Origin of the sequence: Malaciobacter mytili LMG 24559 (assembly GCF_003346775.1) — a bacterium.
GTDB classification, from domain to species: Bacteria; Campylobacterota; Campylobacteria; order Campylobacterales; family Arcobacteraceae; genus Malaciobacter; species Malaciobacter mytili.
In genome coordinates this window covers 123,442-147,975 of the sequence record NZ_CP031219.1, presented here as the reverse complement: position 1 = coordinate 147,975, position 24,534 = coordinate 123,442, and the positions used below count along the sequence as shown (strand labels likewise).

At 25.5% G+C, this 24,534-nt stretch carries 26 protein-coding genes; 13 read left to right on the top strand and 13 right to left on the bottom strand.

What is annotated here, in order from left to right; all coding sequences use genetic code 11:
* Positions 1-2: 2 nt before the first annotated feature.
* Positions 3-1,109, bottom strand: a complete 1,107-nt coding sequence (locus AMYT_RS00765; RefSeq protein ID WP_114840672.1) for a pyridoxal-phosphate-dependent aminotransferase family protein — start codon at positions 1,107-1,109, stop codon at positions 3-5.
* Between the two features lie 209 nt (positions 1,110-1,318).
* Between AMYT_RS00765 and AMYT_RS00760 the strand changes: the two genes are divergently transcribed.
* Together AMYT_RS00760 and AMYT_RS00755 are read left to right on the top strand one after the other, a co-directional pair.
* Complete coding sequence (locus tag AMYT_RS00760; RefSeq protein WP_114840671.1) at positions 1,319-1,507, top strand: hypothetical protein; 189 nt, start codon at positions 1,319-1,321, stop codon at positions 1,505-1,507.
* Between the two features lie 92 nt (positions 1,508-1,599).
* Positions 1,600-2,223 carry a LysE family transporter gene (locus AMYT_RS00755; protein ID WP_114840670.1) on the top strand — a complete coding sequence of 208 codons (624 nt, stop codon included), beginning with the start codon at positions 1,600-1,602 and terminating at the stop codon, positions 2,221-2,223.
* 52 nt (positions 2,224-2,275) lie between these two features.
* Here the strand turns inward: AMYT_RS00755 and purM are convergent, their stop codons facing one another.
* The gene (purM, locus tag AMYT_RS00750) at positions 2,276-3,271 is read right to left on the bottom strand and encodes a phosphoribosylformylglycinamidine cyclo-ligase (RefSeq protein WP_114840669.1); all 996 of its coding nucleotides are present in this window, start codon (positions 3,269-3,271) and stop codon (positions 2,276-2,278) included.
* A gap of 176 nt (positions 3,272-3,447) precedes the next feature.
* On the opposite strand from purM, the gene AMYT_RS00745 reads away from it, so the two are divergent.
* The 4 genes from AMYT_RS00745 to purT are packed head-to-tail and all read left to right on the top strand — an operon-like array spanning position 3,448 to position 6,561.
* Entirely contained in the window at positions 3,448-4,002 is a 555-nt protein-coding gene (locus tag AMYT_RS00745) for a class I SAM-dependent methyltransferase (protein ID WP_228197875.1), read from the top strand.
* Between the two features lie 47 nt (positions 4,003-4,049).
* Complete coding sequence (gene coaE / locus AMYT_RS00740) at positions 4,050-4,640, top strand: dephospho-CoA kinase (RefSeq protein ID WP_114840667.1); 591 nt, start codon at positions 4,050-4,052, stop codon at positions 4,638-4,640.
* Entirely contained in the window at positions 4,637-5,377 is a 741-nt protein-coding gene (gene dapF / locus AMYT_RS00735) for a diaminopimelate epimerase (RefSeq protein ID WP_114840666.1), read from the top strand. Before coaE ends, dapF begins: the two co-directional genes overlap by 4 nt.
* Before the next feature lie 17 nt (positions 5,378-5,394).
* Complete coding sequence (gene purT / locus AMYT_RS00730; RefSeq protein ID WP_114840665.1) at positions 5,395-6,561, top strand: formate-dependent phosphoribosylglycinamide formyltransferase; 1,167 nt, start codon at positions 5,395-5,397, stop codon at positions 6,559-6,561.
* A 12-nt stretch (positions 6,562-6,573) separates the two neighbouring features.
* On the opposite strand, the gene AMYT_RS00725 is transcribed toward purT, so the two are convergent.
* Both AMYT_RS00725 and AMYT_RS00720 read right to left on the bottom strand, forming a co-directional pair.
* Positions 6,574-8,481, bottom strand: a complete 1,908-nt coding sequence (locus tag AMYT_RS00725; RefSeq protein ID WP_114840664.1) for a PAS domain S-box protein — start codon at positions 8,479-8,481, stop codon at positions 6,574-6,576.
* The gene (locus AMYT_RS00720) at positions 8,482-8,754 is read right to left on the bottom strand and encodes a hypothetical protein (RefSeq protein ID WP_114840663.1); all 273 of its coding nucleotides are present in this window, start codon (positions 8,752-8,754) and stop codon (positions 8,482-8,484) included.
* A gap of 393 nt (positions 8,755-9,147) precedes the next feature.
* Here AMYT_RS00720 and AMYT_RS00715 point away from each other — a divergent pair, with 393 nt between their 5' ends.
* Positions 9,148-10,002, top strand: a complete 855-nt coding sequence (locus tag AMYT_RS00715; RefSeq protein ID WP_114840662.1) for a GP88 family protein — start codon at positions 9,148-9,150, stop codon at positions 10,000-10,002.
* Here the strand turns inward: AMYT_RS00715 and AMYT_RS00710 are convergent.
* A complete protein-coding gene (locus AMYT_RS00710; RefSeq protein ID WP_114840661.1) occupies positions 9,999-11,906 on the bottom strand; it encodes a sensor histidine kinase in 1,908 nt (635 codons plus the stop codon). The two genes, AMYT_RS00715 and AMYT_RS00710, sit on opposite strands and share 4 nt — an antisense overlap.
* A gap of 114 nt (positions 11,907-12,020) precedes the next feature.
* On the opposite strand from AMYT_RS00710, the gene AMYT_RS00705 reads away from it, so the two are divergent.
* Complete coding sequence (locus tag AMYT_RS00705; RefSeq protein ID WP_114840660.1) at positions 12,021-13,937, top strand: sensor histidine kinase; 1,917 nt, start codon at positions 12,021-12,023, stop codon at positions 13,935-13,937.
* 23 nt (positions 13,938-13,960) lie between these two features.
* Here the strand turns inward: AMYT_RS00705 and AMYT_RS00700 are convergent, their stop codons facing one another.
* On the bottom strand, positions 13,961-14,557 hold the full coding sequence (locus tag AMYT_RS00700; RefSeq protein ID WP_114840659.1) for a peroxiredoxin: 597 nt from the start codon (positions 14,555-14,557) through the stop codon (positions 13,961-13,963).
* A gap of 194 nt (positions 14,558-14,751) precedes the next feature.
* On the opposite strand from AMYT_RS00700, the gene trxB reads away from it, so the two are divergent.
* Positions 14,752-15,681 carry a thioredoxin-disulfide reductase gene (gene trxB / locus AMYT_RS00695; protein ID WP_114840658.1) on the top strand — a complete coding sequence of 310 codons (930 nt, stop codon included), beginning with the start codon at positions 14,752-14,754 and terminating at the stop codon, positions 15,679-15,681.
* Positions 15,682-15,686: 5 nt separating this feature from the next.
* Here the strand turns inward: trxB and AMYT_RS00690 are convergent, their stop codons facing one another.
* The 5 genes from AMYT_RS00690 to AMYT_RS00670 are packed head-to-tail and all read right to left on the bottom strand — an operon-like array spanning position 15,687 to position 17,566.
* Entirely contained in the window at positions 15,687-15,926 is a 240-nt protein-coding gene (locus tag AMYT_RS00690; RefSeq protein ID WP_114840657.1) for a hypothetical protein, read from the bottom strand.
* Between the two features lie 8 nt (positions 15,927-15,934).
* Entirely contained in the window at positions 15,935-16,627 is a 693-nt protein-coding gene (locus tag AMYT_RS00685) for a 2OG-Fe(II) oxygenase (RefSeq protein WP_114840656.1), read from the bottom strand.
* Between the two features lie 5 nt (positions 16,628-16,632).
* Entirely contained in the window at positions 16,633-17,037 is a 405-nt protein-coding gene (locus tag AMYT_RS00680; protein WP_114840655.1) for an ester cyclase, read from the bottom strand.
* Between the two features lie 24 nt (positions 17,038-17,061).
* Complete coding sequence (locus AMYT_RS00675) at positions 17,062-17,283, bottom strand: hypothetical protein (protein WP_114840654.1); 222 nt, start codon at positions 17,281-17,283, stop codon at positions 17,062-17,064.
* A gap of 43 nt (positions 17,284-17,326) precedes the next feature.
* On the bottom strand, positions 17,327-17,566 hold the full coding sequence (locus tag AMYT_RS00670; protein ID WP_114840653.1) for a hypothetical protein: 240 nt from the start codon (positions 17,564-17,566) through the stop codon (positions 17,327-17,329).
* A gap of 367 nt (positions 17,567-17,933) precedes the next feature.
* Here AMYT_RS00670 and AMYT_RS00665 point away from each other — a divergent pair, with 367 nt between their 5' ends.
* A complete protein-coding gene (locus AMYT_RS00665) occupies positions 17,934-19,556 on the top strand; it encodes a sensor histidine kinase (RefSeq protein WP_228197874.1) in 1,623 nt (540 codons plus the stop codon).
* Between the two features lie 13 nt (positions 19,557-19,569).
* Here AMYT_RS00665 and AMYT_RS00660 read toward each other — a convergent pair whose 3' ends face one another.
* A complete protein-coding gene (locus tag AMYT_RS00660; RefSeq protein WP_114840652.1) occupies positions 19,570-20,133 on the bottom strand; it encodes a PhnA domain-containing protein in 564 nt (187 codons plus the stop codon).
* A 155-nt stretch (positions 20,134-20,288) separates the two neighbouring features.
* On the opposite strand from AMYT_RS00660, the gene AMYT_RS00655 reads away from it, so the two are divergent.
* The 3 genes from AMYT_RS00655 (at position 20,289) to AMYT_RS00645 (ending at position 23,526) form a co-directional block, all read left to right on the top strand.
* A complete protein-coding gene (locus AMYT_RS00655) occupies positions 20,289-22,082 on the top strand; it encodes a diguanylate cyclase (protein WP_114840651.1) in 1,794 nt (597 codons plus the stop codon).
* Positions 22,083-22,143: 61 nt separating this feature from the next.
* Entirely contained in the window at positions 22,144-22,788 is a 645-nt protein-coding gene (locus AMYT_RS00650) for a CBS domain-containing protein (RefSeq protein ID WP_114840650.1), read from the top strand.
* Positions 22,789-22,872: 84 nt separating this feature from the next.
* Positions 22,873-23,526: a hypothetical protein gene (locus AMYT_RS00645; RefSeq protein ID WP_114840649.1), complete on the top strand. Its 654-nt coding sequence runs from the start codon at positions 22,873-22,875 to the stop codon at positions 23,524-23,526.
* Between the two features lie 304 nt (positions 23,527-23,830).
* Here AMYT_RS00645 and AMYT_RS00640 read toward each other — a convergent pair whose 3' ends face one another.
* A complete protein-coding gene (locus AMYT_RS00640; RefSeq protein ID WP_114840648.1) occupies positions 23,831-24,529 on the bottom strand; it encodes an HNH endonuclease in 699 nt (232 codons plus the stop codon).
* Between the last annotated feature and the right edge of the window lie 5 nt (positions 24,530-24,534).

Here is a 24,534-nt window from a genome sequence, read left to right as displayed (position 1 = left end):
AATTAAGCCTTAAACATTTTCTCTACAAACACTCTATTTGCTGTTCCATCAAATGTTCTAATATTTAATTCATCTAAAGTTAATTCAATAGCGTTTACAACCCATGCAGCTTCAAAATCTTCAACTAATCCCATATGATTAATTCTAAAGATTTTTCCACTTAAGTGATCTTGTCCACCTGCAATATTAACATTGTATTTAGTTTTTAAAATTTTTCTAATTTGATTTGATTGCTCAGTATAAACTGTTGTCATAGCCTTTGCAGGAACTTTTGGATAAATTTCAAATCCAATAGCTTTTAAAGCTTCAAGTGTTGCTTCTGCTCTTAATGCAGTTGATTTAAATAAATTATCAAAGCCTACATTTTCTTTAATATAAACTAAAATCTCTTTTAATCCAATAATTAAAGTAGTTGCAGCTGTCCAAGCAGTAGTATTTGTTTTTTGTTTTTTAATTTCTGTTGCTAAATTAAAATAAAAACCTCTTGCTTTTGTCTCAATTTTTGAAACAGCAGCATTACTTAATCCAATAATTGCCAATCCAGGAGGTAACATTAAAGCTTTTTGACTTCCTGTAATTACAGCGTCTAAATTTGTTGTATCAATTTTTTCTACACCAATTGCAGTAATTCCATCTGCAATAATCATAATATCTTTATTGATTTTTTTAACTTCTTGTGCAATCTCTTCAACTGGATGTCTTAACCCTCCAGCACTTTCACAAAGTTGAATAAAAATAGCGTCAATTTCACTATCATTTTTTACAGCTTCAACAACAGCTTCAACACTTACAGGAGTGTTCCATTCGTTAGTTATTTCTGTATATGCAATATCAAATGCTTTACAGATTTTTCCAAATCTCTCACCAAATTTCCCTGAACTAATAGTTAATGCTTTTTTGTGAGTCAAGTTTGTAACACAAGCTTCCATAGCACCTGAACCACTAGAAGCAAGCATAACTACCTCATCCATTCCAAATAGTTCAAAAAGTAACTCTCTTGTTTGTGCAAATATTGCTTCAAATTCTGGCGTTCTATGGTGAATAGTTATATCAGCCATTGCTTTTCTTACAAACTCTGGTACAGGAGTTGGACCTGGTGTTAATAACATTTACTTATCCTTAAAAAATATATCTTTTTAGTAAAACTCAATATTATATCCAAATGTTTATTATGAAGAGGTTAAGTACTCTATTTTACAATGATTTATAAGTTTTCAGAATTTTTACAATTAAACTATTGACTTTTCTATTTTTCTTATGTATAATCACCATATTATATAACTTTTTTATATAATATAAATAGAAAAAGGAAAGAGACATGTCAAAAGAATTAAAAGAAAAAAAAGTTGCTAAAATTGCTAAAAAAGCTGTAAAAAAAGTTGCAAAGAAAAAAGATGATATTAAAAAATTAACAAAAAAAGTTGCTAAAAAAGTTACAAATTTAAAATTATCAAAAGTTAAAAAAGCTAAAAAAGCTGCTAAAAAAATTGCTAAAAAAGCTGCATAAATTTTATAAGTAGTAGCAAAAAGCTACTACTTAAACTTCATAACTACTTCTATTTTATATAATCTCACTTATTTAATTTTCAAGGTTTTTTTATGCAATTTGATTTATGGATTACCCTTGTTTTAGCAGGAATTGCTATTTCAGTTTCACCTGGAGCTGGTGCTGTTGTTTCTATGAATTATGGTTTAAAATATGGACTTAAAAAATCCTATGCTACAATTTTTGGCCTTCAATTAGGATTATTAGCTCAAACTTTTATAGTTGTAATTGGTCTTGGGGCACTTATTATAAAGTCTGTACTTTTATTTAATATTATTAAATATGTTGGAGTTATTTATCTAGTCTATTTAGGCTTAAGTAAAATTTTTGAAAAAGTTGAAATTAATGAAGAGATAGAAAAAATTGATAAATACAATATGAAAAAGGCTTTTTTAACTGCAACCTTAATTAATTTAACAAATCCTAAAGCTACTATTTTTTTAGTTGCCTTTATACCTCAATTTTTAAACCCAAATGAATCTCTATGGATACAATTTATAATTATTTCTATAACTTTATGTGTAATAGATATTATTGTTATGACAGGGTATTCTTCTTTGGCTTCAAAACTTAGATTTTTAGTAAAAGATGTAAAAGCAATGAAGATTCAAAATAGAGTAACAGGGACTTTTTTATTAATTGCAGCACTATTTGTTTCAACTACAAAAAAAGTATAAAAAAAGGCAAGAAAAAACTTCTTGCCTTTTTTATAATATTTAATATTTTTTATTAAATATATTCTACACCTTTAGCACCACTTGCTAATTCTCCAATTATATAACCATCAGTATTTGCTAAAACTGCATCAACATTTGCAGGGTTTACAACTAAAATCATTCCAACCCCCATATTAAATGTTCTATACATCTCTTCAAGTTCCACATGTTGTGACATAAATTCAAAAATTGGTAAAACTCTTATACTATCTCTTTTAATTACTGCTTTTAAATCTTCGGGAAGAACTCTTGGTAAGTTTTCAGTAATTCCTCCACCTGTAATATGAGCTAATGCATTAATATTTTCTTTATTTGCTTTAAACTCTTTAACATAAATTCTTGTTGGTTCTAATAATACATCTTTAAGTGCTTTTCCTTGAAAATCATCATCTAAAGACATACCTAGTTTTTCTAAAAGTAATTTTCTTACAAGTGAAAATCCATTTGAGTGAATTCCTGAACTTGGTAATGCGATTAAAACATCTCCAGCTTGTACCTTTTCAATTCTATTTAATTCTTCTTTCTCTGCTATTCCAACACAAAAACCAGCTAAGTCAAAATCACCTTCTTTATACATTCCTGGCATTTCAGCAGTCTCTCCACCAACTAATGCACACTCACTTAAAACACAACCCTTTGCAATACCTTTTACAACATCTGTTGCTTCTTCTACATTTAATTTTGCTGTTGCATAATAATCTAAGAAAAATAATGGCTCACCAAAATTACATAATAAGTCATTAGTACACATAGCAACTAAATCTATACCTACTGTATCAAACTTCTTAGAATCAATTGCTAATTTTAATTTTGTTCCAACACCATCTGTTCCTGAAAGTAATACAGGATTTTTATATCCAGTTGGTAATTCAAATGCACCTGCAAATGAACCAATACCACCTAATACACCTGGAATTAGAGTTGATTTTACATGTGGTTTAATATTTTCTACAAACTGGTTTCCAGCATCAATATCTACACCTGCGTCTTTATAGCTAACTTTAGACATTCTTTACCTTTTATATGTTTTTTAAGTTCGAAGCAATATATACTTGTATCTATAAAAAACTTCCTAGCACATTTGTTATTAAAACTTTCTGTGATTTTTTAGCACATACAAATATATCTATTTACTTTAAATTATTTTTGGTATTATATCGAAAAATTAATAAAAGGACGGATTTAATGTCGTGTTCAATGAATGATAACCAAGCTTTTAATGAAATGATGGTACATATTCCTTTATGTACACATAAAGAACCTTCAAATATTTTAATAATTGGTCAAACAAGTCCTGCTTTAAAAAAAGAAGCAGAAAAACACAATGCAAATATTGAATATGGAGATATTACTTTTTTAAATTCTAAAAATGAAAAAAATATTGATGCAATTATTTTAACAGATGTAAAACTAGATGAATTAGTTTTAGCAAATATTGATAGAATTTTAAAAGATGATGGACTAATTACATTTTCTACTCAAAGTTTTCAAAGTGATGAAGATAAATTAAAAGAAGATTTACAATTAGTAGGATCTAAATTTTGGATAGCTATGCCATTTAGATTTGGACACAATACTTCAATAATTGCCTCTAAAAAATATCATCCAACGGCTGATTTAGTTTTACAAAGATCAGATTTATTAGATGATTTAGAATACTACTCATCAGAGATGCACCAAGCTTCATTTGTATTTCCTGCAGCTATTCACAAAGCATTAACAGGAATAGCAAGAAGATAATCTACAATTAAAACTAAAATAAATCATTATTATAGTAAAATCTTACTATGAGTAATGATTTATTTAAAAATGCAATAGCCTTAACAGGTGGAATTTCAACAGGTAAAAGTACAGTTTGTAACCTTTTAAAACTTCATGGATTTTTAACAATTGATGCAGATAAAATCGCCCATAAACTTTTAGATGAGAATAGTAATGAAATTATCAAAATGTTTGGGGAACAGTATGTAAAAGATGGAAAAGTTTTAAGAAAAGAGTTAGGAAAAATAATCTTTTCAAATGAAGATAATAAACTAAAACTTGAAGCTTTATTACATCCTAAAATCAAAGATGAAATTATTAAAGAGTCAAGAATTTTTGAAGAGGCAAATAAACCCTACTTTATAGATATACCTCTATTTTTTGAAAAAATGCACTATCCAATTCCTAAATCTTTAGTAATTTATACTCCAAAAGAGTTACAAATACAAAGACTAATGAAAAGAGATAATATTGATGAAAAAGAAGCAATATTAAAAATCTCAAATCAAATGGATATTGAAAAGAAAAAACAATTGGCTGATTTTGTAATAGATAATTCTAAAGATTTAAAAAATTTACAAAATGAAGTTGAAAGAGTTATTGGGGAGATAATATGACTTATACAAAATATAGTGCAAGTGGGAATGACTTTGTAATTTTCCACTCATTTATAAAAAAAGATTATTCACAAGAAGCTATTAAATTATGTAATAGAACTGAAGGTATTGGTGCAGATGGACTTATAGTTTTAGTTCCACATGAAAAATATGATTTTGAGTGGCTTTTTTATAATAGTGATGGTAGCCATGCAGCTATGTGTGGGAATGGTACAAGAGCTTGTGCACATTATGCTTATACAAATGGTTTAGCTTCTTCTAAAATGCAGTTTTTAACAGGTGCAGGAGTAATTGAATCAACAGTTGAAGAAAATATTGTTGAAACACAACTTACTAAACCAGTTATACTTAAAGAGGAGTTTGAACAAGAAGGGTTTACTTGGTATATAGTTGATACAGGCGTTCCACACTTAGTTACTATTGTTGAAGATTTAGAAAAATATGACCATAATCTTGCTTCTAAAATGAGATATGAACATAATGCAAATGTAAACTTTGCAAAAATACAAGATGGTAAAGTTTATGTAAGAACTTATGAAAGAGGTGTTGAGGGTGAAACCCTAGCTTGTGGAACAGGTATGGCTGCTTGTTTTTTAAGAGCAAATAGCTTAGGGTTAGTTGGAAATATTGCTAAAGTTTATCCAAAGAGTAAAGAAGAATTAACACTTACAAAAAAAGATGAAACACTATACTTTAAAGGTGCTGTAAAAAAAGTTTTTACAACATCAATAAATTAATTACAAAGAGGAAAAATATGAAATTTAGTGCACCATTAAAATCTGATTCAATTAAAATTATGCTTTTAGGAAGTGGAGAATTAGGTAAAGAAGTTATTATAGAAGCTCAAAGATTAGGTATTGAAACAATTGCAGTTGATAGTTATAATAATGCACCAGCTCAATTAGTTGCAAATAAATCATATACTATAAATATGAAAAATAAAAATGAAATTTTAGATGTAATTAGAAGAGAAAAACCAACTTATATCTTACCAGAAGTTGAAGCTATTAATATTGAAGCTTTATTTACAGCAGAAAAAGAAGGTTTTCATGTAATTCCAAATGCTGATGCAGTAAATAAAACAATGAATAGAAAAAATATTAGAGAATTTGCAGCCGTAGAATTAAAACTTCCAACTTCAAAATATGAATTTGTAACTACTTTTGAAGGTTTACAAAATGCAGCTTTAAAAATAGGTTTTCCTTGTGTAATTAAACCTGTTATGAGTTCTTCTGGACATGGACAAAGTATTGCAAGAAGCAAAGCTGACTTAGAAAAATCTTGGGAATTGGCAAAAGAAGCAAGAGGTGATGCTAGTGAATTAATCGTTGAAGAGTTTATTACTTTTGATTATGAGATTACTATGCTTACAGCAAGAAATGAAAATCAAACAGCATTTTGTGAACCAATAGGTCATATTCAACAAGATGGAGATTATATTTTTTCTTGGCAACCAATGAATATGAGTGAAACAGCTAAAAAAAGATCTCAAGAAATTGCAAAAATTATCACTGATGGTTTAGGCGGAAGAGGGATTTTTGGAGTTGAATTATTTGTAAAAGGTGATGAAGTTTACTTTAGCGAAGTAAGCCCTAGACCTCATGATACTGGTATGGTTACTATGATTACACAATCTCAAAGTGAGTTTGCTTTACATGTAAGAGCAGTATTAGGCTTACCTTTAGATTTTATAGATTATGGAGCAGGAGCAAGTGCTGCATATAAAGCAAAAGGAGATACTTTTAATCCTGTAATTGATATACAAGAAAATGTATTTACTAAAACTTCTTTCGTAAGAGTATTTGGAAAACCACAAAGCCATGTGGGAAGAAGAATGGCTGTTGCCTTAACTTTTGATAAAGAAAGTAGTGATAAAGCTTTACAAAAAGCAAAAGAGTTAATAGAAAACTTTAAAGATTAAAACAAAAGGAGTTTATATCTCCTCTTGTTTTTCTAAAATAGGTATTTTTAAAGTAAACTCTGCACCTTTATATTGCTTATTTTTATATTCATACTCTTTATTTTTTACACGAATTTGTCCATTCATATGTTTTACTAAAATCTCTTCACACATATAAAGGCCTATTCCTGTACCTAAACTTTTGTGTTTTGTTGTAAAGTAAGGGTCAAAAATTTTTCCAATAATATTAACAGGGATTCCTCCTGCATTATCCAATATTTTCAATACTGCATTATTTTCTTCATCTTTATAAATATCTATAAAAATAAGTTTATATTCTATTTTTTTCTCTTCTAAGGCATCTCTTGCATTATTTATAAGATTCATAATTACTTGAATTAATTCATTATCAAAACCATATAGTTTTATATCTTTAATATTTTCAATAATTTTAATTTCTCTATTTTTTAATTTTGAACTTACTAAAAATAACGCTTTTTTATATGTAATTGCTATATTAAATTCAACTTTTTCTTTATCTGGTTTGAAAAAGTCTCTAAAATCATCAATTGTTTGAGAAAGATGATTTCCTGATTTTACTATTGCATCTAATACCTCATCTAAAAACTCATCTGTTAAAGTTTCCATCTCTTTATGAATTTTTACGCTACTTGCACTTGTTGTAATTACAGATAAAGGTTGTCTCCATTGGTGAGCAATATTTTCAAGCATTTCACCCATAGCTGCCATTTTTGATTGATGATGAATCATCTCTTCATTATCTTTTAATTTTTTTTGTGTCTCTTTTATCTCTGTAATATCATTTGCAATAATTAAAATCTGTTTATTACCATATTTATCAACTATTGGTTTTTTAATAGATTGATAATATTTTACTTTTCCTGTTAAGCTATCTGTTGATTCTTCATATACTACTTTTGTTTCATCTGAATGCATTATTTCCCTAACATTTGATAAATAATGTTCAACTTGTTCTTTATTTGGATTAAAATCTTCATCTGTTTTACCAATTAGGTTCTCAGTAGTGGTATTATAAAGTTTTGCTATAGCTTGATTTGCTAAAACAAACTTCCCATCATAATCTTTTACCATAATAATATTTGGATTTTCATCGATAATAGTATGTAGAAATTTTCTTTGAGCAATAATATCTTCTTCTCTTTTTTTCATCTCAGTAATATCTTCTATTATTGCTAAAACATATAAAATCTCATTATAATCATCTTTTATTGTAGATACTGTTACATTTCCCCAAATTAGTTCATTATTTTTTGTTATATATTTTTTAGTAATTTTATACATTCCTATTTCATTATCAATAAGTTTATTAAAATACTCTTCATTTAAACTAATTATATCTTTATGAGTAATATCTAAATAAGATTTGCCAATTATCTCATCTTGACAATAGCCTAACATATTTAAAAAAGATAAGTTAGCTTCTATCATTTTTCCTGTTTTATCTGAGATTAAAATTCCTAAAGGTGAAAAATCAAATATTGCTTTAAGTCTCTCTTCTTTTTCTTCAATATATTTTTGAATTTCTCTTTTTTCTGCAATATCTTCACCAAAACATACAATTTTTGAAACTTTTTTATTTTCTTCAATATAAGAGTTTCTCCAAGAGATAAATTTTTTTTCTCCATTTAAAGTAATAATTTCATTTTCAACATATTCGTTAATTTGCATATTTTTTTTAGAAATTTCAATAAATACATTTGATATATAAGTTTTAAGTTCTTCTGGTAAAAAATGTTCAATCCACTTCATACCTACTAGTTTTTCTAAAGGAACACCCAATAAATTACATGCATAATCATTTGCAAAAAGTATTGTAGAATCTACTTCTAAAACTACATATATGCCTTTTGCAATATTTAAATACTTATAAATATCTTCTTTTAAAACTTGATTAGTCATCTAATTCCTTAATATTTGCAAGCTATATTGTTCTAATATTTTATAATTAATTTCATATTTATTTAAAATTTCAATAATTAAGAAAAACTCCCTTAAAGTTAAAGCATTTTTATCTTGCTCTTCTAAAAAAATCAGCAGTTCATCTTCTTTTATTTTAAAACTCTCAAATTCAGAAATTTCACTTAAAGCATGGGATAATTTTCTACTTTCTAAATCTTTGTTGTAATCTAAACAAACTCTTTCATCAAAGTTTATTAAATAATCATAAATCATTCTTAAATCATATGGCTTAAGTAATCTTTTTTTATTATAATTTTTTATACATGTTTCACAACCTTCTTTAGTTGTAAGTTCTAAAGAGTTGCTTAGATTAATAATTCTTTGTTTAGGATTTAATTTTAATATTTTATTTAAAAATTTTGGCGCATCAAAAGTATCTAAATCAATAATAATAAAATCATAATTTTCTTTTAGATATTTATTGATTGATTCTTCATAAGAAGTACTCTTAAATACATCAAAAGAAAGGTTTATAAGTTCATTAGCAAGTTGTTCAACAATATAATAATACTCTTTTCATTCTAACCCTTTTATAACTCTATTATATGTTATTTAACTTTATCTTTATATAATACGCGCCCTACTTAATCTTTAAAAGGAAAAGTTTTGCAATATAACTACAATACAACAAATCTATTATCAAAAAAAATTGAAGGAAATACAATATTAGCTACACTATATTTAGCTGCACAAAAAAATATAATGCATGCACCTATGTATGGTATACAATACGATAATAAGGCTATTAATTTAAGTAAAATCAACTTATGTAAAAATGCTACAAATGGCTGTGTAACTGCCTGTATTTATCATAATGGATTATTTCAAAACTCTCACTTTAGTAAAAATAAAATTAAACAAGCAAGAATAAAAAGAACTTTTTTGTTTTTAGTTCAAAAAGATGATTTTTTTGAAAAATTAATAAAAGAGATAAAAACTCTACAAAGAAAAGCAAAAAAAGAGAATTTTAAACTATTAATTCAATTAAATAAAACTTCAGATATTTTATGGGAAAAAGAGAGTTTTACTTATAAAGAAAAAGAGTATCAAAATATTATGCAACTTTTTCCAGATGTTCAATTTTTTGATTATACAAAATATAATATTTTAAAAAATAGGAAAAAAGTTCCTGCAAACTACACATTAATTTACTCAAGGGCAGGTTTAAATAAAGGTAAATTAGTTGAAACTTGGGATGAGTTAAAAACTCTATTGGATAATAATATAGATGTGGCTATTGTTTGTTCTTCTTCAATTAAAGAGTATCTTTTATCTTTAAATAGCTATAACTCATATAAAGTTTTAGAAGCAGAAGTTGCAGAACAAAATGCTTTTGAATATAAAAGAAATTCCCTTGAAGGATATATTTTAATTCATGAAGCAAAAAGAGGTACAAATATTAATAAAAATAGTGCTTTTGTATTGGAAGAACATAAAGATTTGCAAGAGTATTTAAACTAATCTTCCACACAAGAAAAAGCTATAGTAAATTTAGCACCTGAAAACTGCTCTTTTTCATATATAAAGGTGCTATTTTCTACTTTAATAGTAGACTCAAAGCTTTTTTCTATAATATTTTTTGACATATAAAGTCCTATACCAGTACCCTCTTCACCCTTTGTTGTAAAATAAGCATTAAATATTTTATTTATATTTTTTGAAGGAATTCCACCTGCTGTATCCTTTATAACAATAAAAGCTTTTTTATCTTCTTTATAAATATCAATAAATATAAGTCTTTTCCCTTCTTTATCTTTTAAAGCATCTTTAGCATTATTTAAAAGATTTATCATTACTTGAACTAGTTCATTTTCTTGACCAAATATTTTTACATTTTGAATATTTTTTACAAAATAAATATTATAAATATCAAATTGAGAACTAATTAATTTTGAAGTTTTTTCTACTATATTTTTTAAATCAAATACTTTTTTTTCTTTATTAGGTTTAAAAAAGTTTCTAAAATCATCTATTGTAGAAGAAAGATGAATAACAGAGTTATAAATACTATCTAATCCCCTATTAAAATCTTCATCTTTTAAAAGTCCCATCTCTTTTTCAAATTTCAAACCTGTAACAGCAGTTGAAATAACCGAAAGGGGTTGTTTCCATTGATGGGCAATATTTGCTATCATTTCTCCCATAGCTGCCATTTTTGATTGTTGTGCTAGTATATTATCTTTTTCACGATTTTCTTCAATTTTTTCTAAAATTCTTTTTCTATATTCTAAAAAGTTTTTTTCTAAAATTTTAGTAATTCTATAAGAAATTAGAAGCATCAATAAAGTTAAAATTATTGCTAAAACGATAAAAGAAGTAACTGTTTGCTTATCATCTTTTTCTAAATTTTCAACTCTATCTTGTATTTGCTTATTTACTGAATCTTTATAAAAAGAACTAAAGATAATCCAATTCCAATTTTCTAAGGCTTTTATATAACTAATTTTATTTATAAATTCTGTTTTATTTATAAGGCTAGTATCTTCATAGCTTAAATAACCACTTTGAGTTTTAGATAAAGCAATTATCTCTTTATAAATACTAAAATCTTTTGAGTTTTTTAAATTAAATACATTTTTTCCAATTAAGTCTTTATTTGTATGTGTTAAAATTGTTCCTATTTGATTTATAATAGTTATACCTTGATTATCTATATATTTGATTTTTCCAATATATTCTAAGATTTTATCTTTTAACTCTTCTTCAAAATCTTCTATATATTCTCCTGAACCTATAAAAATATTATAAGGTTCAAACATTTTATGAAAACCGATTTTTCTTTTTACTTTTTTTGTAGTTGGTTCTTCCCAATACCACTCATCAAAGGTTTCTTTTTTCTCTTTTAATATTTTTATACCATTTTGAATAATCAATTTTCCCGTAATATCTCTATACTCCCATAAACTTTTACCCTCTAAAAACTTTAATATGGGATGAAAAATATTATTTCCTTTTAAATCATAGATATAAAAATATCCTCTTCCATCTAAATATCTCATCTTATTTAAAGAGGCTTTGATTATTTTTATGATTTCATCTTTTGATTTTTCATTTTTATAAGTTTCATAAATTCCACTCATCATAAAATGAGCTTCTTCCACTTGATTTTTTATAAGTTCTTTTAGTTCATTTTCACTATTTGATTTATGAAAACTAATATATTCATAGATTCTTTCTACTTCATTTTTTATTTTTGTTTTTTCAGTATAAATAAACTTTTCTTTTAAGGCATTTGTCTCTTTTACATAATGTTTATTATGCTCTATAAAAAATATATAAGAACATATTATTGAAAAAGTTATAATAAGAAATAAAGGAAATAATTTTATTATTTTTAATATTGATTTTTCTTTTTCTGATAACATCACCGAATTCTTTATTTTTATTTATTATACACAATAGTACTTTATGTTTAAACTTTTTAAAATATTTATATTATATCTATCCCTTTTTTGTTATAATTTTTTAAAAAAGATTTTATGAAATATAAATATGAAAATATAATACTTAAATTTATAAAGTATGCTCCTTTTTTATTTTCTTTTTCAATATTTATTATTATTTCAATATTTTTATATATGGATTATAAAAATAATTTTAAAAAAGAGAAAAAAGAAATAGAAGAAAAATATATCCAACAAAAAAAAGAACAACTTAAATCAGATATCCAAAAAATCAATAATTATATCTTTAAAATTCAAGAAGAGATGGAAGAAGAGTTAAAAGCTCAACTAAAAAACAGAGTTTATGAAGCTTATAATATTGCAAATAGAATCTATCTTGAAAATAAAACTAAACCTAAAAATGAAATTATAAAGATGATAAAAGATGCTTTAGTAGATATTAAATTTTTAGAAGGAAGAGGTTATTTTTATATTTATACTTTTGATTATAAATGTATTTTGCTGCCCGTTGCTAGACATCTTGAAGGAACTAATTTTTATAATTTTAAAGAAGGAAAAGGAAATTATCTAACAAGGCAAATCGTTTCCCAAGTAAAAGAAGAAAAAGAAGGTTTTTTAAAATGGTGGTATCATAAACCTAGTGATATGACAAATCAATATAAAAAAATAGGTTTTAATAAACACTTTGAGCCTTTTGATTGGTTTATTGGAACAGGAGAGTATTTTATTGATTATGAAAATACAGTAAAACAAAAAGTATTAAATTATATAAAAAAGCAACAATATAAAAATGAGTATATTTTTGTTTTAGATACAAAAGGGAACTATTTATATCATCCTACTAAAGAGTATATACAAAAAAATGCTAAGGAGATAAAAAATATTTCAACTAAGTCTTTACAGTATATAATAGATACTTCATTAAATAAAAAAAGTGGATATATAACTTATACTCAAAATAAAAGATTTGATAATCAAAAAAATAAAACTAAAACTACTTATTTTGAAATAATTACAAATTGGGATTGGATAATTGGAAAAGGCTTTTATGAAGATGAAGTAAATAAAATCATAAAAGAAAGAAAAAATATTCTTGATAAACAATTTGACCACTATTTAAAAAATATCATTTTAATATTTTTATTTTCAACTATTTTTATTTTATTAATTAGTATTTTTATTTCAAAAACACTTGAAAATGTTTTTAAAAAATATAAAAAATCTATAAATGAATATATAAAAGAACACTCTAAACAGCAAGAATATCTAGCACAGCAATCAAAACTTGCAAGTATGGGAGAAATGTTAGGCAATATTGCTCATCAATGGAGACAGCCTCTTTCATTAATAAGTACTGTTTCTACTGGATTAAAATTTAAAAAAGAGTTTTATTCTTTAACTGATGAAGAGTTAGAAGAAGGGTTAGATAATATAAATCATACAGCACAATATCTCTCAAAAACAATTAATGACTTTAGTGATTTTTATAAAAACAATAAAGAAATAAGTATCTTTTCTTCAAAAGAGATAATAAATAAAACTTTAGAGTTAATAAATATAGTTTTAAAAAATAGAAATATTAAAGTTATTAAAGAGGTTGAAGAGTTTAATTTTAATACAATAAAAAATGAACTTATTCAAGTATTAATTAATATTTTAAATAATGCAAAAGATGCATTTTCAAATAATAACACTAAAGATAAGATAATATTAATTGAAATAAAAAAAGATAATCATATGGCAATTATTAAGATAAAAGATAATGCTGGCGGAATAAAAGAAAAAATTATAAATAGAATTTTTGAGCCATATTTTACAACAAAACATCAAAGCCAAGGTACAGGAATTGGACTTTATATGAGTGAACAAATTATTGTAAGAAGTATGAAAGGAGAGATAAAAGCCTATAATGAAAATTTTTTATATAAACAACAAAAGTATTTTGGAGCAGTTTTTGAAATAATCATTCCTATTTCACTTATAAAAGAGTAAGAAAAAATCTTACTCTTTATATATTATAGTTTACCCTCATTTTTAGCTAAGTATTCAGCAACACCACTTTTATCTGCTTTCATACCTTCATCACCTTTATTCCATCCAGCAGGACAAACTTCTCCATGTTCATTAGTAAATAACATTGTATCTACCATTCTAATCATTTCATCAATATTTCTTCCTAATGGTAAGTCATTGATTACAGCATGTCTTACAGTCCCATCTTTGTCAATTAAGAAAGACCCTCTTAAAGCAACTGATTCTTCAAATAATACATCATAATCTCTTGCAATTTGTTTTGTAAGGTCTGCCACTAATGGATATTTAACTCTTCCAATTCCACCTAATTCAACAGGAGTTTCTCTCCATGCAAAGTGAGAAAATTGAGAATCAACAGAAACACCAATTACATTTACTCCTCTTTCTCTAAATTCATCTGCTCTTTTTGAAAAAGCGATAATTTCTGATGGGCATACAAATGTAAAATCTAATGGATAAAAGAATAATACTGCACCTTTTTCTCCGATATTATCATATAAATTAAAATCCTCTACAATTTGTCCATCTGCTAAAACAGCTGTTGCTGTAAAATCTGGAGCTTTTTTTGTTACTAACATTTTTTTTCCTTTAATATATTTTTTTGTTTTGATGGTGGAAGTATAATGATTTTTATTTAAGTAATTTAATGGATTTTTTTTTAGATTTTATTTTTAAGAAAAGTTTTATTTATTTATAATCTTTTTCTTAAGATAATTTTTATCCTTTACTGACTATAATTCCATCATAAATATACAATAATAAGGATTAAAAAATGTTAGATTTAGCGATAATAGGAGGAGGACCAGCAGGATTAACAGCTGGTTTATATGCAACTAGAGGTGGCTTAAAAAACGTTATTATGTTCGAAATGGGTATGCCTGGTGGTCAAATCACTGGTTCTTCTGAAATTGAAAATTACCCGGGTCAAGATAAAGTTATGTCTGGTTTAGATTTAATGCAGTCTTGGCCTGCTCAAGCTATGAAGTTTGGTTTAAAGCATGAAATGTCTTTAGTTTCTTCTGTTTCTAAGAATAATGATATTTTTACTTTAACTACTTCTGATGGTAAGACTTTTGAATCTAAAGCGGTTTTATTAGCTACTGGTTCTGTTCCTAAGAAAGCTGGTTTTAAAGGTGAAAAAGAGTTCTTTGGTAGAGGTATCTCTACTTGTGCTACTTGTGATGGATTTTTTTATAAGAATAAAGAAGTTGCTGTTATTGGTGGTGGGGATTCTGCTTTAGAAGAGGCTGTTTATTTATCAAAAATTTGTAGTAAAGTTTATTTAGTACATAGAAGAGATACATATAAAGCTGCACCTAGTACAATAGAGCATATGAAACATACACAAAATATTGAAGAAGTTACAAATGTAAGTGTAGAAGAGGTATATGGTGATAATACAGGGGTATTAGGACTAAAAGTAAAGAGTAAAGAAGATGGAAGTATAAGAGATTTAAATGTACCAGGAGTATTTGTATTTGTAGGAAGGGATGTATTAAATGAGCCAATTAAACAAGAAGATGGTTCATTTTTATGTGAAGTAAATGAGCAAGGGGAAGTTATTGTTGATTTAAAAATGAAAACTTCTGTTCCTGGTTTATATGCTGCTGGTGATGTTAGAATTGATGCTGCTAAGCAAGTGGTTTGTGCTGCTGGTGATGGTGCTACTGCTGCTGTTAATATTATTGAATTTTTAGGGTAAGTATTTTACTTACCCCTTTTTATTTTAATAACTACATCTGCAAGTTTTGCAAATTGTAAAAGTGTAAGTTTAAAAGTATTTTTTGCTAGTTTTGACATTGAAATTTTATGTCTAATTATAACTTGTGCTGCACTTTCATAATCTTCTTTATTATGAATAAAGAAGATTATTTGATAAACACTATCTTGTATATTCATACTCTTTTCTTTTAAACTTCCAATCATCTCTAATTCTTCGTTGTGCATATTAAACCTTAATTTATTATAGCATCATGCCATTGCACTAGAGTAAACCTATTACCACTTATCACCTCTTTTACTTCATGGGTGTAAACAGGATTACTTAGAAAAACTATCATATCTCCACTTCTACCTTTTAGTTGTACAACATTTCCGTCTTTGTCATATAAATAATTAAATACTAACTCTCCACCTTCATACTCATCATCTAAAAAAAGTACTGTTGTAATTTTTCTTTGTAATGCAACAGGTAAAAAGCCTACTAGTTTATCATCCTTAACTATCATATTTGAATCATCACTATGAGCTTTATAAAAACAACCTTCGGTATATTGAAGAACTTGAACTTTGGTTGATGTTGTTAAAGCTAATTTGAAAAATTCTTCAATTTTTTTTTGATGAAAAATAAATTTTTTTTCATAAATATTTAAATATCTTTTAGGCAATTTATGAATCTTTGTTTTTCGAATACTCTTATCTAATTTCTTATCAAGAATATTTAAATCATTTATTTTTCTAATTTTGGCATCTTCAACATCACTATTTGACTTTAGCATTTCACAAAGTTCTTTTAATATTTTTTGTGAAAAAAAATTCTCTATTATTAAATATGGATAATCATAATATGGATTGGTCAATAGTTTAGTTGGTATTTCCAAATCTAAAATATCTTTTTGACAATAGATATTATTACTTATTTGATACATAAAATCTATTTTAACTGTTTAAGAAGATTTGCTAAATCTCCTAAAACCCATATATCAACTATTTTTCCATTATCAAATTTAAAAAAAGAAGCTCCATTATATTTTATTCTTTTATTTGTAGCTTCATATTCGAAAATTTTTCCTTTATGAGTTCCGTTATATACTGCTCTTACAGCTACAACATTTCCTTCATTTACCATAAGTTCTACACCATGATAAAGATTAGGAATACCTTCTAAAATTTTATCCATATACTCTTCAAACTCTTTTTTACCTGTTGTTTGAATATCCAATGAACCATGAAATGTAATATTATCATCAAACAAAATATCTATATACTCTTTATTTTGTTTATTCCATAACTCATCATAATAGAGTTTTACTAACTCTTTATTTGTTTTTGTCTTCATCTCGTCCTTCTAATCTTCAATCTTTTAGCTTAATGCTATAACTTTATCTGCTAAAAGTGCTAAATCCTCTAAATCTAATTTAGAAGTTCTTTTTATCACTCCTTCTAAAGTTAGATTATTTTGTTTAACCATTAATGATGCTTGTTCAAAATCTTTTTTTGTTTTTATACAATTTGTAATTTCATAAACAACATCAATAAGAGGGTCTTTAGGTTGACTATTTGCTAAATTCTTTAAATAACTCAAAGTACTTCTCCTAAATAATTAGTAGAATAAGGAGATAATTTAATTATTTCTCTTCTGGTTGTACTGTTGATTTTTCTTCAAGACATTGATCATAAAGTTTTTCACAATTTGCATAGCATTGTTCAACATTTGTAACATCACTACCTTCACATTTTAGTGCGCAATCATCATAAACTTTATCGCAAATATTTACTGCTGGAATATCTTCACTTTCTATTACGTCATTATTTGCCCATAAAGATAGTGTAATTGCTGTAAGTGCAATAAATATAAATTTTAACATCCATGCTCCTATTTAACTTCTTAGTTAAGTTTAATTTGTTAGTATAAAATACTCTTTTTTTAGAGTATAAACAAGCCTGAAAACTTTTACAAAAGCACGGTCTATGCATTATTTGAGTTTTCAGGTTCCCTTGGACTTTTCCCTTATTCTACATTCGAATTATAATCAATAAAAAAAGAAAAAATCTAAAAAAAATCTTAAATGAAATAAAATTTTTCTGAAGTGCCTTTTTTAGGATTTAAATTTAAAAAAAAATTTTAATTTTGCTTCTTATTTACCTAAAAAATCTATTTATTTTTTAATTTTTTTTTTAAATTTGCATAGTTTTATAATTAAGTGTATAATTAAAAGAAAATAAGGAATAATCTTGAAAAAGATATTTCAAAACAGTTATCTAATTTTAAGTATTTTAATTATTTATCTTTTTATATTTAATTTTTTAAGTTATAACTACTTTATTAAAGACTTTAAAGAGTTAGAATACAATGAAAACATAAAAAGTTTGTATTCCTTTGCAAAAAAAATAGATAAAGAACTACAAAAGATAGAGCAAACAACTAATGACTACGCAAAGTGGGATGAAACTTATAATTTTATAGAAACTAAATATAATAATTATATCTATGAAAACTTTAGAGAAAATAGTTCTACTTTAGAGGATTTAGGTTTAGAATTTATGGTTTTTATCAATCAGAAAAACAAAATTATTTATTCTAAATTTTTAGAAGAAAATTCTATATACAATAAAGAAAACTTTATCTATTATATATTAAATAATTTTTCAAAAACCCATACTGCTGATATAATGAAATATCAAAATGGCCATTTTTATTTAGCAAAATTACCTATTGTAAAAAGTGATTCTTCAGGAGAGTCAAAAGGGTATATAATAAGTGGTAGAAAACTAAAACTTGAAGAATTAAATTTTGCACTTTTTGATAATATATCTTTTTCGGATGTGGAAAATAAGCACTATAATATTAACTTTATTAGCTCTTATTTGGATAATATAAAAATAGCCTTATTGCATAATGAAGAAAATCTAATAAATTATATAGACTTTTTTAATAAAAACAATACTTTTAAACTTAGTATTAAAACAGTAGATAAAAGGGAAATTTATCAAAAAGGTAAAAAAAATATCTTATTTTTTAATCTAATAATCTCTATTCTTTTTGTAATTTTAATTTATATTCTTTTTTCATATATGCAATATCAACAAAAATTAAATAAAAAACTGCAAATTGAAGTGGAAAAAGAGATAAAAAAACAAAGAGAACAAGAACAACTGTTAATTCAACAAAGTAAACTTGCAGCAATGGGGGAAATGATAGGAAATATTGCTCATCAATGGAGACAACCTTTAAATGCCTTAGGTTTGGTTATGCAAAATATTCAATTTGCATATCAAATAGGAGAACTTGATAATAACTTTATGAATAAAGCTGTTGAAAAAACAAATACTTTAACTACAAATATGTCTAAAACCATAGATGATTTTAGAAACTTTTTTAAACCTAATAAAACAAAAAGCTATTTTAAAATAAATGAAACTATAGAAAAAACTATCTTCTTATTAGAATCAACATTTGAACACTATAATATTAAAATCCAAAGAGATTTAGCAGAAGATATAGAGTTATTTGGTTTTTCAAGTGAATTTTCACAAAGTATTTTAAATATTTTATCAAATGCCAAAGATGCTCTAATAGAAACTACTCTTGAAAATAAAAAAATAGTTGTAAAAAGCTATAAAAAAAATGAGACTGCTATTATTGAAATAGAAGATAATGCAGGAGGAATAGAGGATAAAATAAAAAATAAAATATTTGAACCTTATTTTACTACAAAAGAAGAAGGAAAAGGTACAGGAATTGGTTTATATATGACAAAAACTATTATTGAAAATAGTATGTATGGGAAACTAGAAGTAGAAAATACAAAAGATGGTGCAAAGTTTATTATAAAACTTCCTATAACTAAAGAGTAAAAACTCTTTAGTATTAAACTTTTTTAAGAAAACAAGTTTTTAAAACTATTTTTATTCCATTGATTTTACCCTCAATATGCTCAGGGTTATCTGTTAAAGAAATACCTTTTACAACTGTTCCTCTTTTTGCAGTAAATCCAGCACCTTTTACTTCTAAATCTTTTATTAAAGTAACACTATCACCTGCTTGTAAAACTACACCATTTGAATCTTTTTGAATAACCTCATTTCCTGTTGAGATACCCTCATTTGCCCAAGCTTTTACCTCATCATCTAAATACATCATATCTAGTAAATCTTGTGGCCATCCCTCATTTGCTATTTTATTTAACATTCTATAAGCTACTACTTGAACTGCTGGTTCTTGGCTCCACATACTATCATTTAAACAATGCCAATGATTTACATCTATTTTACTTTCATCTTCTAATTGCTCTTTACATGTAGAACAAACTAAAATAGATTTATCAACAGAACCATCACTTGGTGAAACTTCAAAAACTGATAAATTTTCTGTTGATTTACATAATTCGCATGATGATTCACTTCTATTCATCAATTGCTCTAAAATACTCATAAAATACCTTTTTTTTATTTTTCTTATTTTATCTATTTAGTTTATAAAATAAGGTTAGATTTCAAATAGAAGTAATTTTTTTAATATTTATACAATTATTTTTTAAAAATAGTGTCTTTTTTATGTTAAAATAATTTAAAAGGGAAAAGAATCAAATGAAGTATCTATTTTTATATTTAACAATAATAACTTTTCTATTCTCTAAAACTATCGAAATACCTCAAAATAATAATGTCTTAAATAATTTGACTTTTAAAGAAATAGAATATTTAAAAAATAAAAAAAATATTTTGATGTGTGTAGATCCAAATTGGATGCCACTTGAAAAAATAGAAAATAATAAACATATAGGAATGGCTGCTGAGTATATAAAAGTAATTGAAAAGCTTTTAAATATTCCTATACTATTAGTTAAAACAAAAACTTGGACAGAAACTCTTGAATTTGCAAAAAGTAGAAAGTGCGATATTATCTCTTTATTACTTCTAACTGAACAAAGAGCAAAATATTTAGACTTTCCCACTGCTTATTTAAATATCCCTTTAGTAATTGTAACAAAAATGCAAGAAGTTTATATCTCAGAATTTTCCTCTCTTACGAAAGAAATAGGGATTGTTAAAGGTTATGCTTTTAAAGAGTTTTTAAAAAAGAAACACCCAAATTTAAACTTAGTAGATGTAAAAAATGTACAAGAGGGTTTACAAAAAGTAAAAGAGGGTAAACTTTTTGCTTTTATTGATACAGTACCTACAACAGGTTATTATATTCAAAAAAAATATTTTGGAGAACTTAAAATTTCAGGAAATTTTGATGAAATTTTACAGCTGGGAATAGGAACAAGAAATGATGAACCTATTTTAAAAGATATTTTTAATAAAGCTATTTCTAAAATCTCAACAGAAGAACATCAATCAATTTTAAATAAGTGGGTAGCTGTAAAATATGAAGCTAAAGTTGATTATCTCTTAATTTTTAGATGGATAGGTTTAATTACTCTTATCTTTGCTTCTATTTTATTTATAATTATGGGAGTAAATAAAAAGCTAAATAAAGAGATAAGAAAAAGACTAATTATAGAAAAAAAATTAAAAGATTATGTAAAACTTGTGGATGAAAATATTATAACTTCTTTTACAGATTTGGATGGTAAAATTAAAGCTGTATCAAAAGCTTTTTGTAAAGTCTCAAAATATTCAAAAAGGGAATTAATAGGGAAAAGTCACTCTATTATAAAATCCAAAGATAATAATAAAAAAGTATATGCTCAATTGTGGGAGAGTTTAAACAATAATAAAAAATGGGAAGGAGAACTAAAAAATAAAGCCAAAGATGGCTCTATTTATTGGGTAAGAATACTAATCTCACCTACTTTTGATGAGAATAATAAAAAAATAGGCTATACCTCTCTTCAAGAAAACATCACAGTAAAAAAAAGACTTGAAGAGTTATCAGTGACTGATGAATTGACTCAACTTTATAATAAAAGATTTTTTAATGAACTTCTTCCAAAAGTAATAAATGCAGCAAAAAGAAAAGATGAATATATTACTTTTGCAATGTTTGATATAGACTATTTTAAACTCTATAACGATACTTATGGTCATCTAAAAGGAGATGAAGTTTTAAAAAAAGTTTCCCTAACTGTAAAAAACTCTTTGCATAGGGCAGATGATTATTGCTTTAGGTTGGGAGGTGAAGAGTTTGGGATTTTATTTAAAGATGGTAAAGAGGGAAAAGCAAAAGCTTTTATAGAAAAGATTAAAAGTACAATTGAAAATCTTAAAATTGAGCATAAAGAAAATACAACTTCACCTTATGTGACTGCTTCATTTGGAGTGATAACTTTAAAAGCTTCTTGTATACAAGATTTGGAGGATTTATATAAACAAACAGATAAATTATTATATGAAGCAAAAGAAAAAGGTAGAAATAAAGTCTGTTCTAATTAATATATTAAAAAACTATTAATTATGCTATTATATGATATTGGTATCATATAAAGGACGAGAGATGTTTGCTATATATAATAATGGAAGTGTAGGATTTAGAAGTACAGCAGATAATCTATACCAAATTAAGAATTTAGATGCTCCCTCAGCTGCTTTTTTAAAACCTGATGATGATACACTTTTTCAAGACTATTTAAATAAAGAAAAAAAGAAAAATGGTGAAAATCCAGCAGTAAAAGAACAAGCTGTAAATGCATATAAACAAATGGCAAATTTAGATATAAGTGAAGCTGTTTATCATGTGGAAGATATTATGACTAGAGATATTTTTTATCTTGACCATGAAGCAAGTATCAAAGATGCCTATGATATGCTAAAAGAGAAAAAAGTAAGCCAAATACCTATTGTATCCTTTGGCAAAAAAATTATAGGACTGATTAGTAAAAAAATTATTCTAAATCTTTTAATAGATGATTTGGATAATAGTAGAGCTATTTTAAATAGAAAACTAAAAGATTTATCTTTAAGTGAAGTAATTACAGCTGATCCTATTGCAGATATAAGAAGAGTTTGTCAAGTAATGATTGATTTAAAACTTGATGCTATGCCAGTTGTAAATCAAGAAGATATAGTAGTGGGAATGGTATCTAAAACAGATATAATTAAAGCTGTATCGCACCTACCAAAACTACAACTTTGGTCTTAAAAAATATTTTTCTAATTTTTACGCAAATTCTTAAAAAAGTAGTACAATTGCGAATTTTATATTTGCAAGAAAGGCTACTTTTCTATGGCTTTAAAAAACTATAAAAGCATCTTTAAAGAGCTTAAAAAGTCATATTTTTTATCTTTACAGTCTGTTGTTTTATTTTTGGTTACATATATTGATTGGACATTGCTTCCTTATATTACAAAACTAGAAGGAACTTATCTTCCTGTTTTTATGATAAGTTTTTTTATGCTTTTAGGGGCTCTTGATGGGATTATTCAACCTTTATTTAAAAATATAAAAATTTATAATATCTATTTATTTACTATTGTTTTAGATATTGTGCAAATTAGCTCATATTTTTTAATAAGCCACTCTATTTTAATCTTCACATATATTATTCTTTGTATTTTTACTTTGCAAGCTATTACTTTTGAAATAGCAAGGGTTCATACTGTGGATTTTATGCAAGAAGAAGAGATACAATTAAAAGACTATTTAATACTTAGGTCTTTTATGATTTCACTAGCTATTATCTTTGGAAGTATAAGTGCTATGTTTTTTGACTACTTAAATATAAAACTTTCAAATCTACTTATATATGTGGGAAGCTTAGGTATTTTTGCTATTTTTATTCAATATAAATTATATAACAAGTTTAAAAAGAAAGTTACTTTAAATGAAGTTCTAATTGAAAAAGAAAAAAGAGACTTATCGGATAAGTTTAGAGGGTAATAAATTATATATAGTTTAAATGGCACGCCTGGTAGGATTTTATCAGGAGTCGAACTAAATACCACTTAATACCATAAATACAGACTTTAGAATTTTACTATTTCATTTAAAAGACTTATTAAATAGTAATAAATGTCACCTATTTGACACCAAAAATCTTTAAGAATTCATAATTACCATCAGGGTCATGTGTCCATAAGTATGAAAATATATACATATAATGAGAGTAGCTATCTCTAATATTGGAATGATTTTTAAATACTTTTCTTTTATAATCATTATATTTAACCTAAAATTTTTTGTTTTAATAAACTTTCTGAAGTCTATTTAATAATGATTCTAAAATTCTATCATTTATTTCAATATCGAATTTCTCAGCAACTACAGATTGTAACTTAATAGCATTCTTTATATATTCTTCTTGCTCTTTAAAACTAAACCTTTCCCAACTCTTTTTATTTTTTTTACTATTATGAAATTTTAATAATAATTGTAAGTTATTAGGATGGTGAATTCCTTGTTCAACATCATTTAATAATGCTTGTGCATGATCAATTTCAAAATCAATTCCAAAAAAAAGTTTAAATCCTCTTTGAATATTTTCAAACTCTGAAATTCTATACAATTCAATAATATTCATACTATCTTTAGCATTATTAATAATATCTTGTCTTCTTAAAGGCTCTAGATCATTATCAATTTCTATTTGAATGTTTCTATCTTGTTCCTCTTTTGTAATATACTTAATCTTTTTTGGGCGTTCACTATCATCAATTTGTATTAAACCAACAAAAGCACCTCTTGCTAAACGAGAAGATATTCTTGCTGCAATTTCCCTAAGTCCAGTAGTTTCATTACGTTGATTAAAAGCTTGTCTCTCTGCTTTTTTTAATTCTTCAGGATAAAGTTCTGAAAATTTTATAGCCCATTCTGACACAGTAACAAAGTCATCAAAAGTTTTTAAAGAATTTAAATATTTGTCTTTTATTGATTCGCTATTCATCTTAT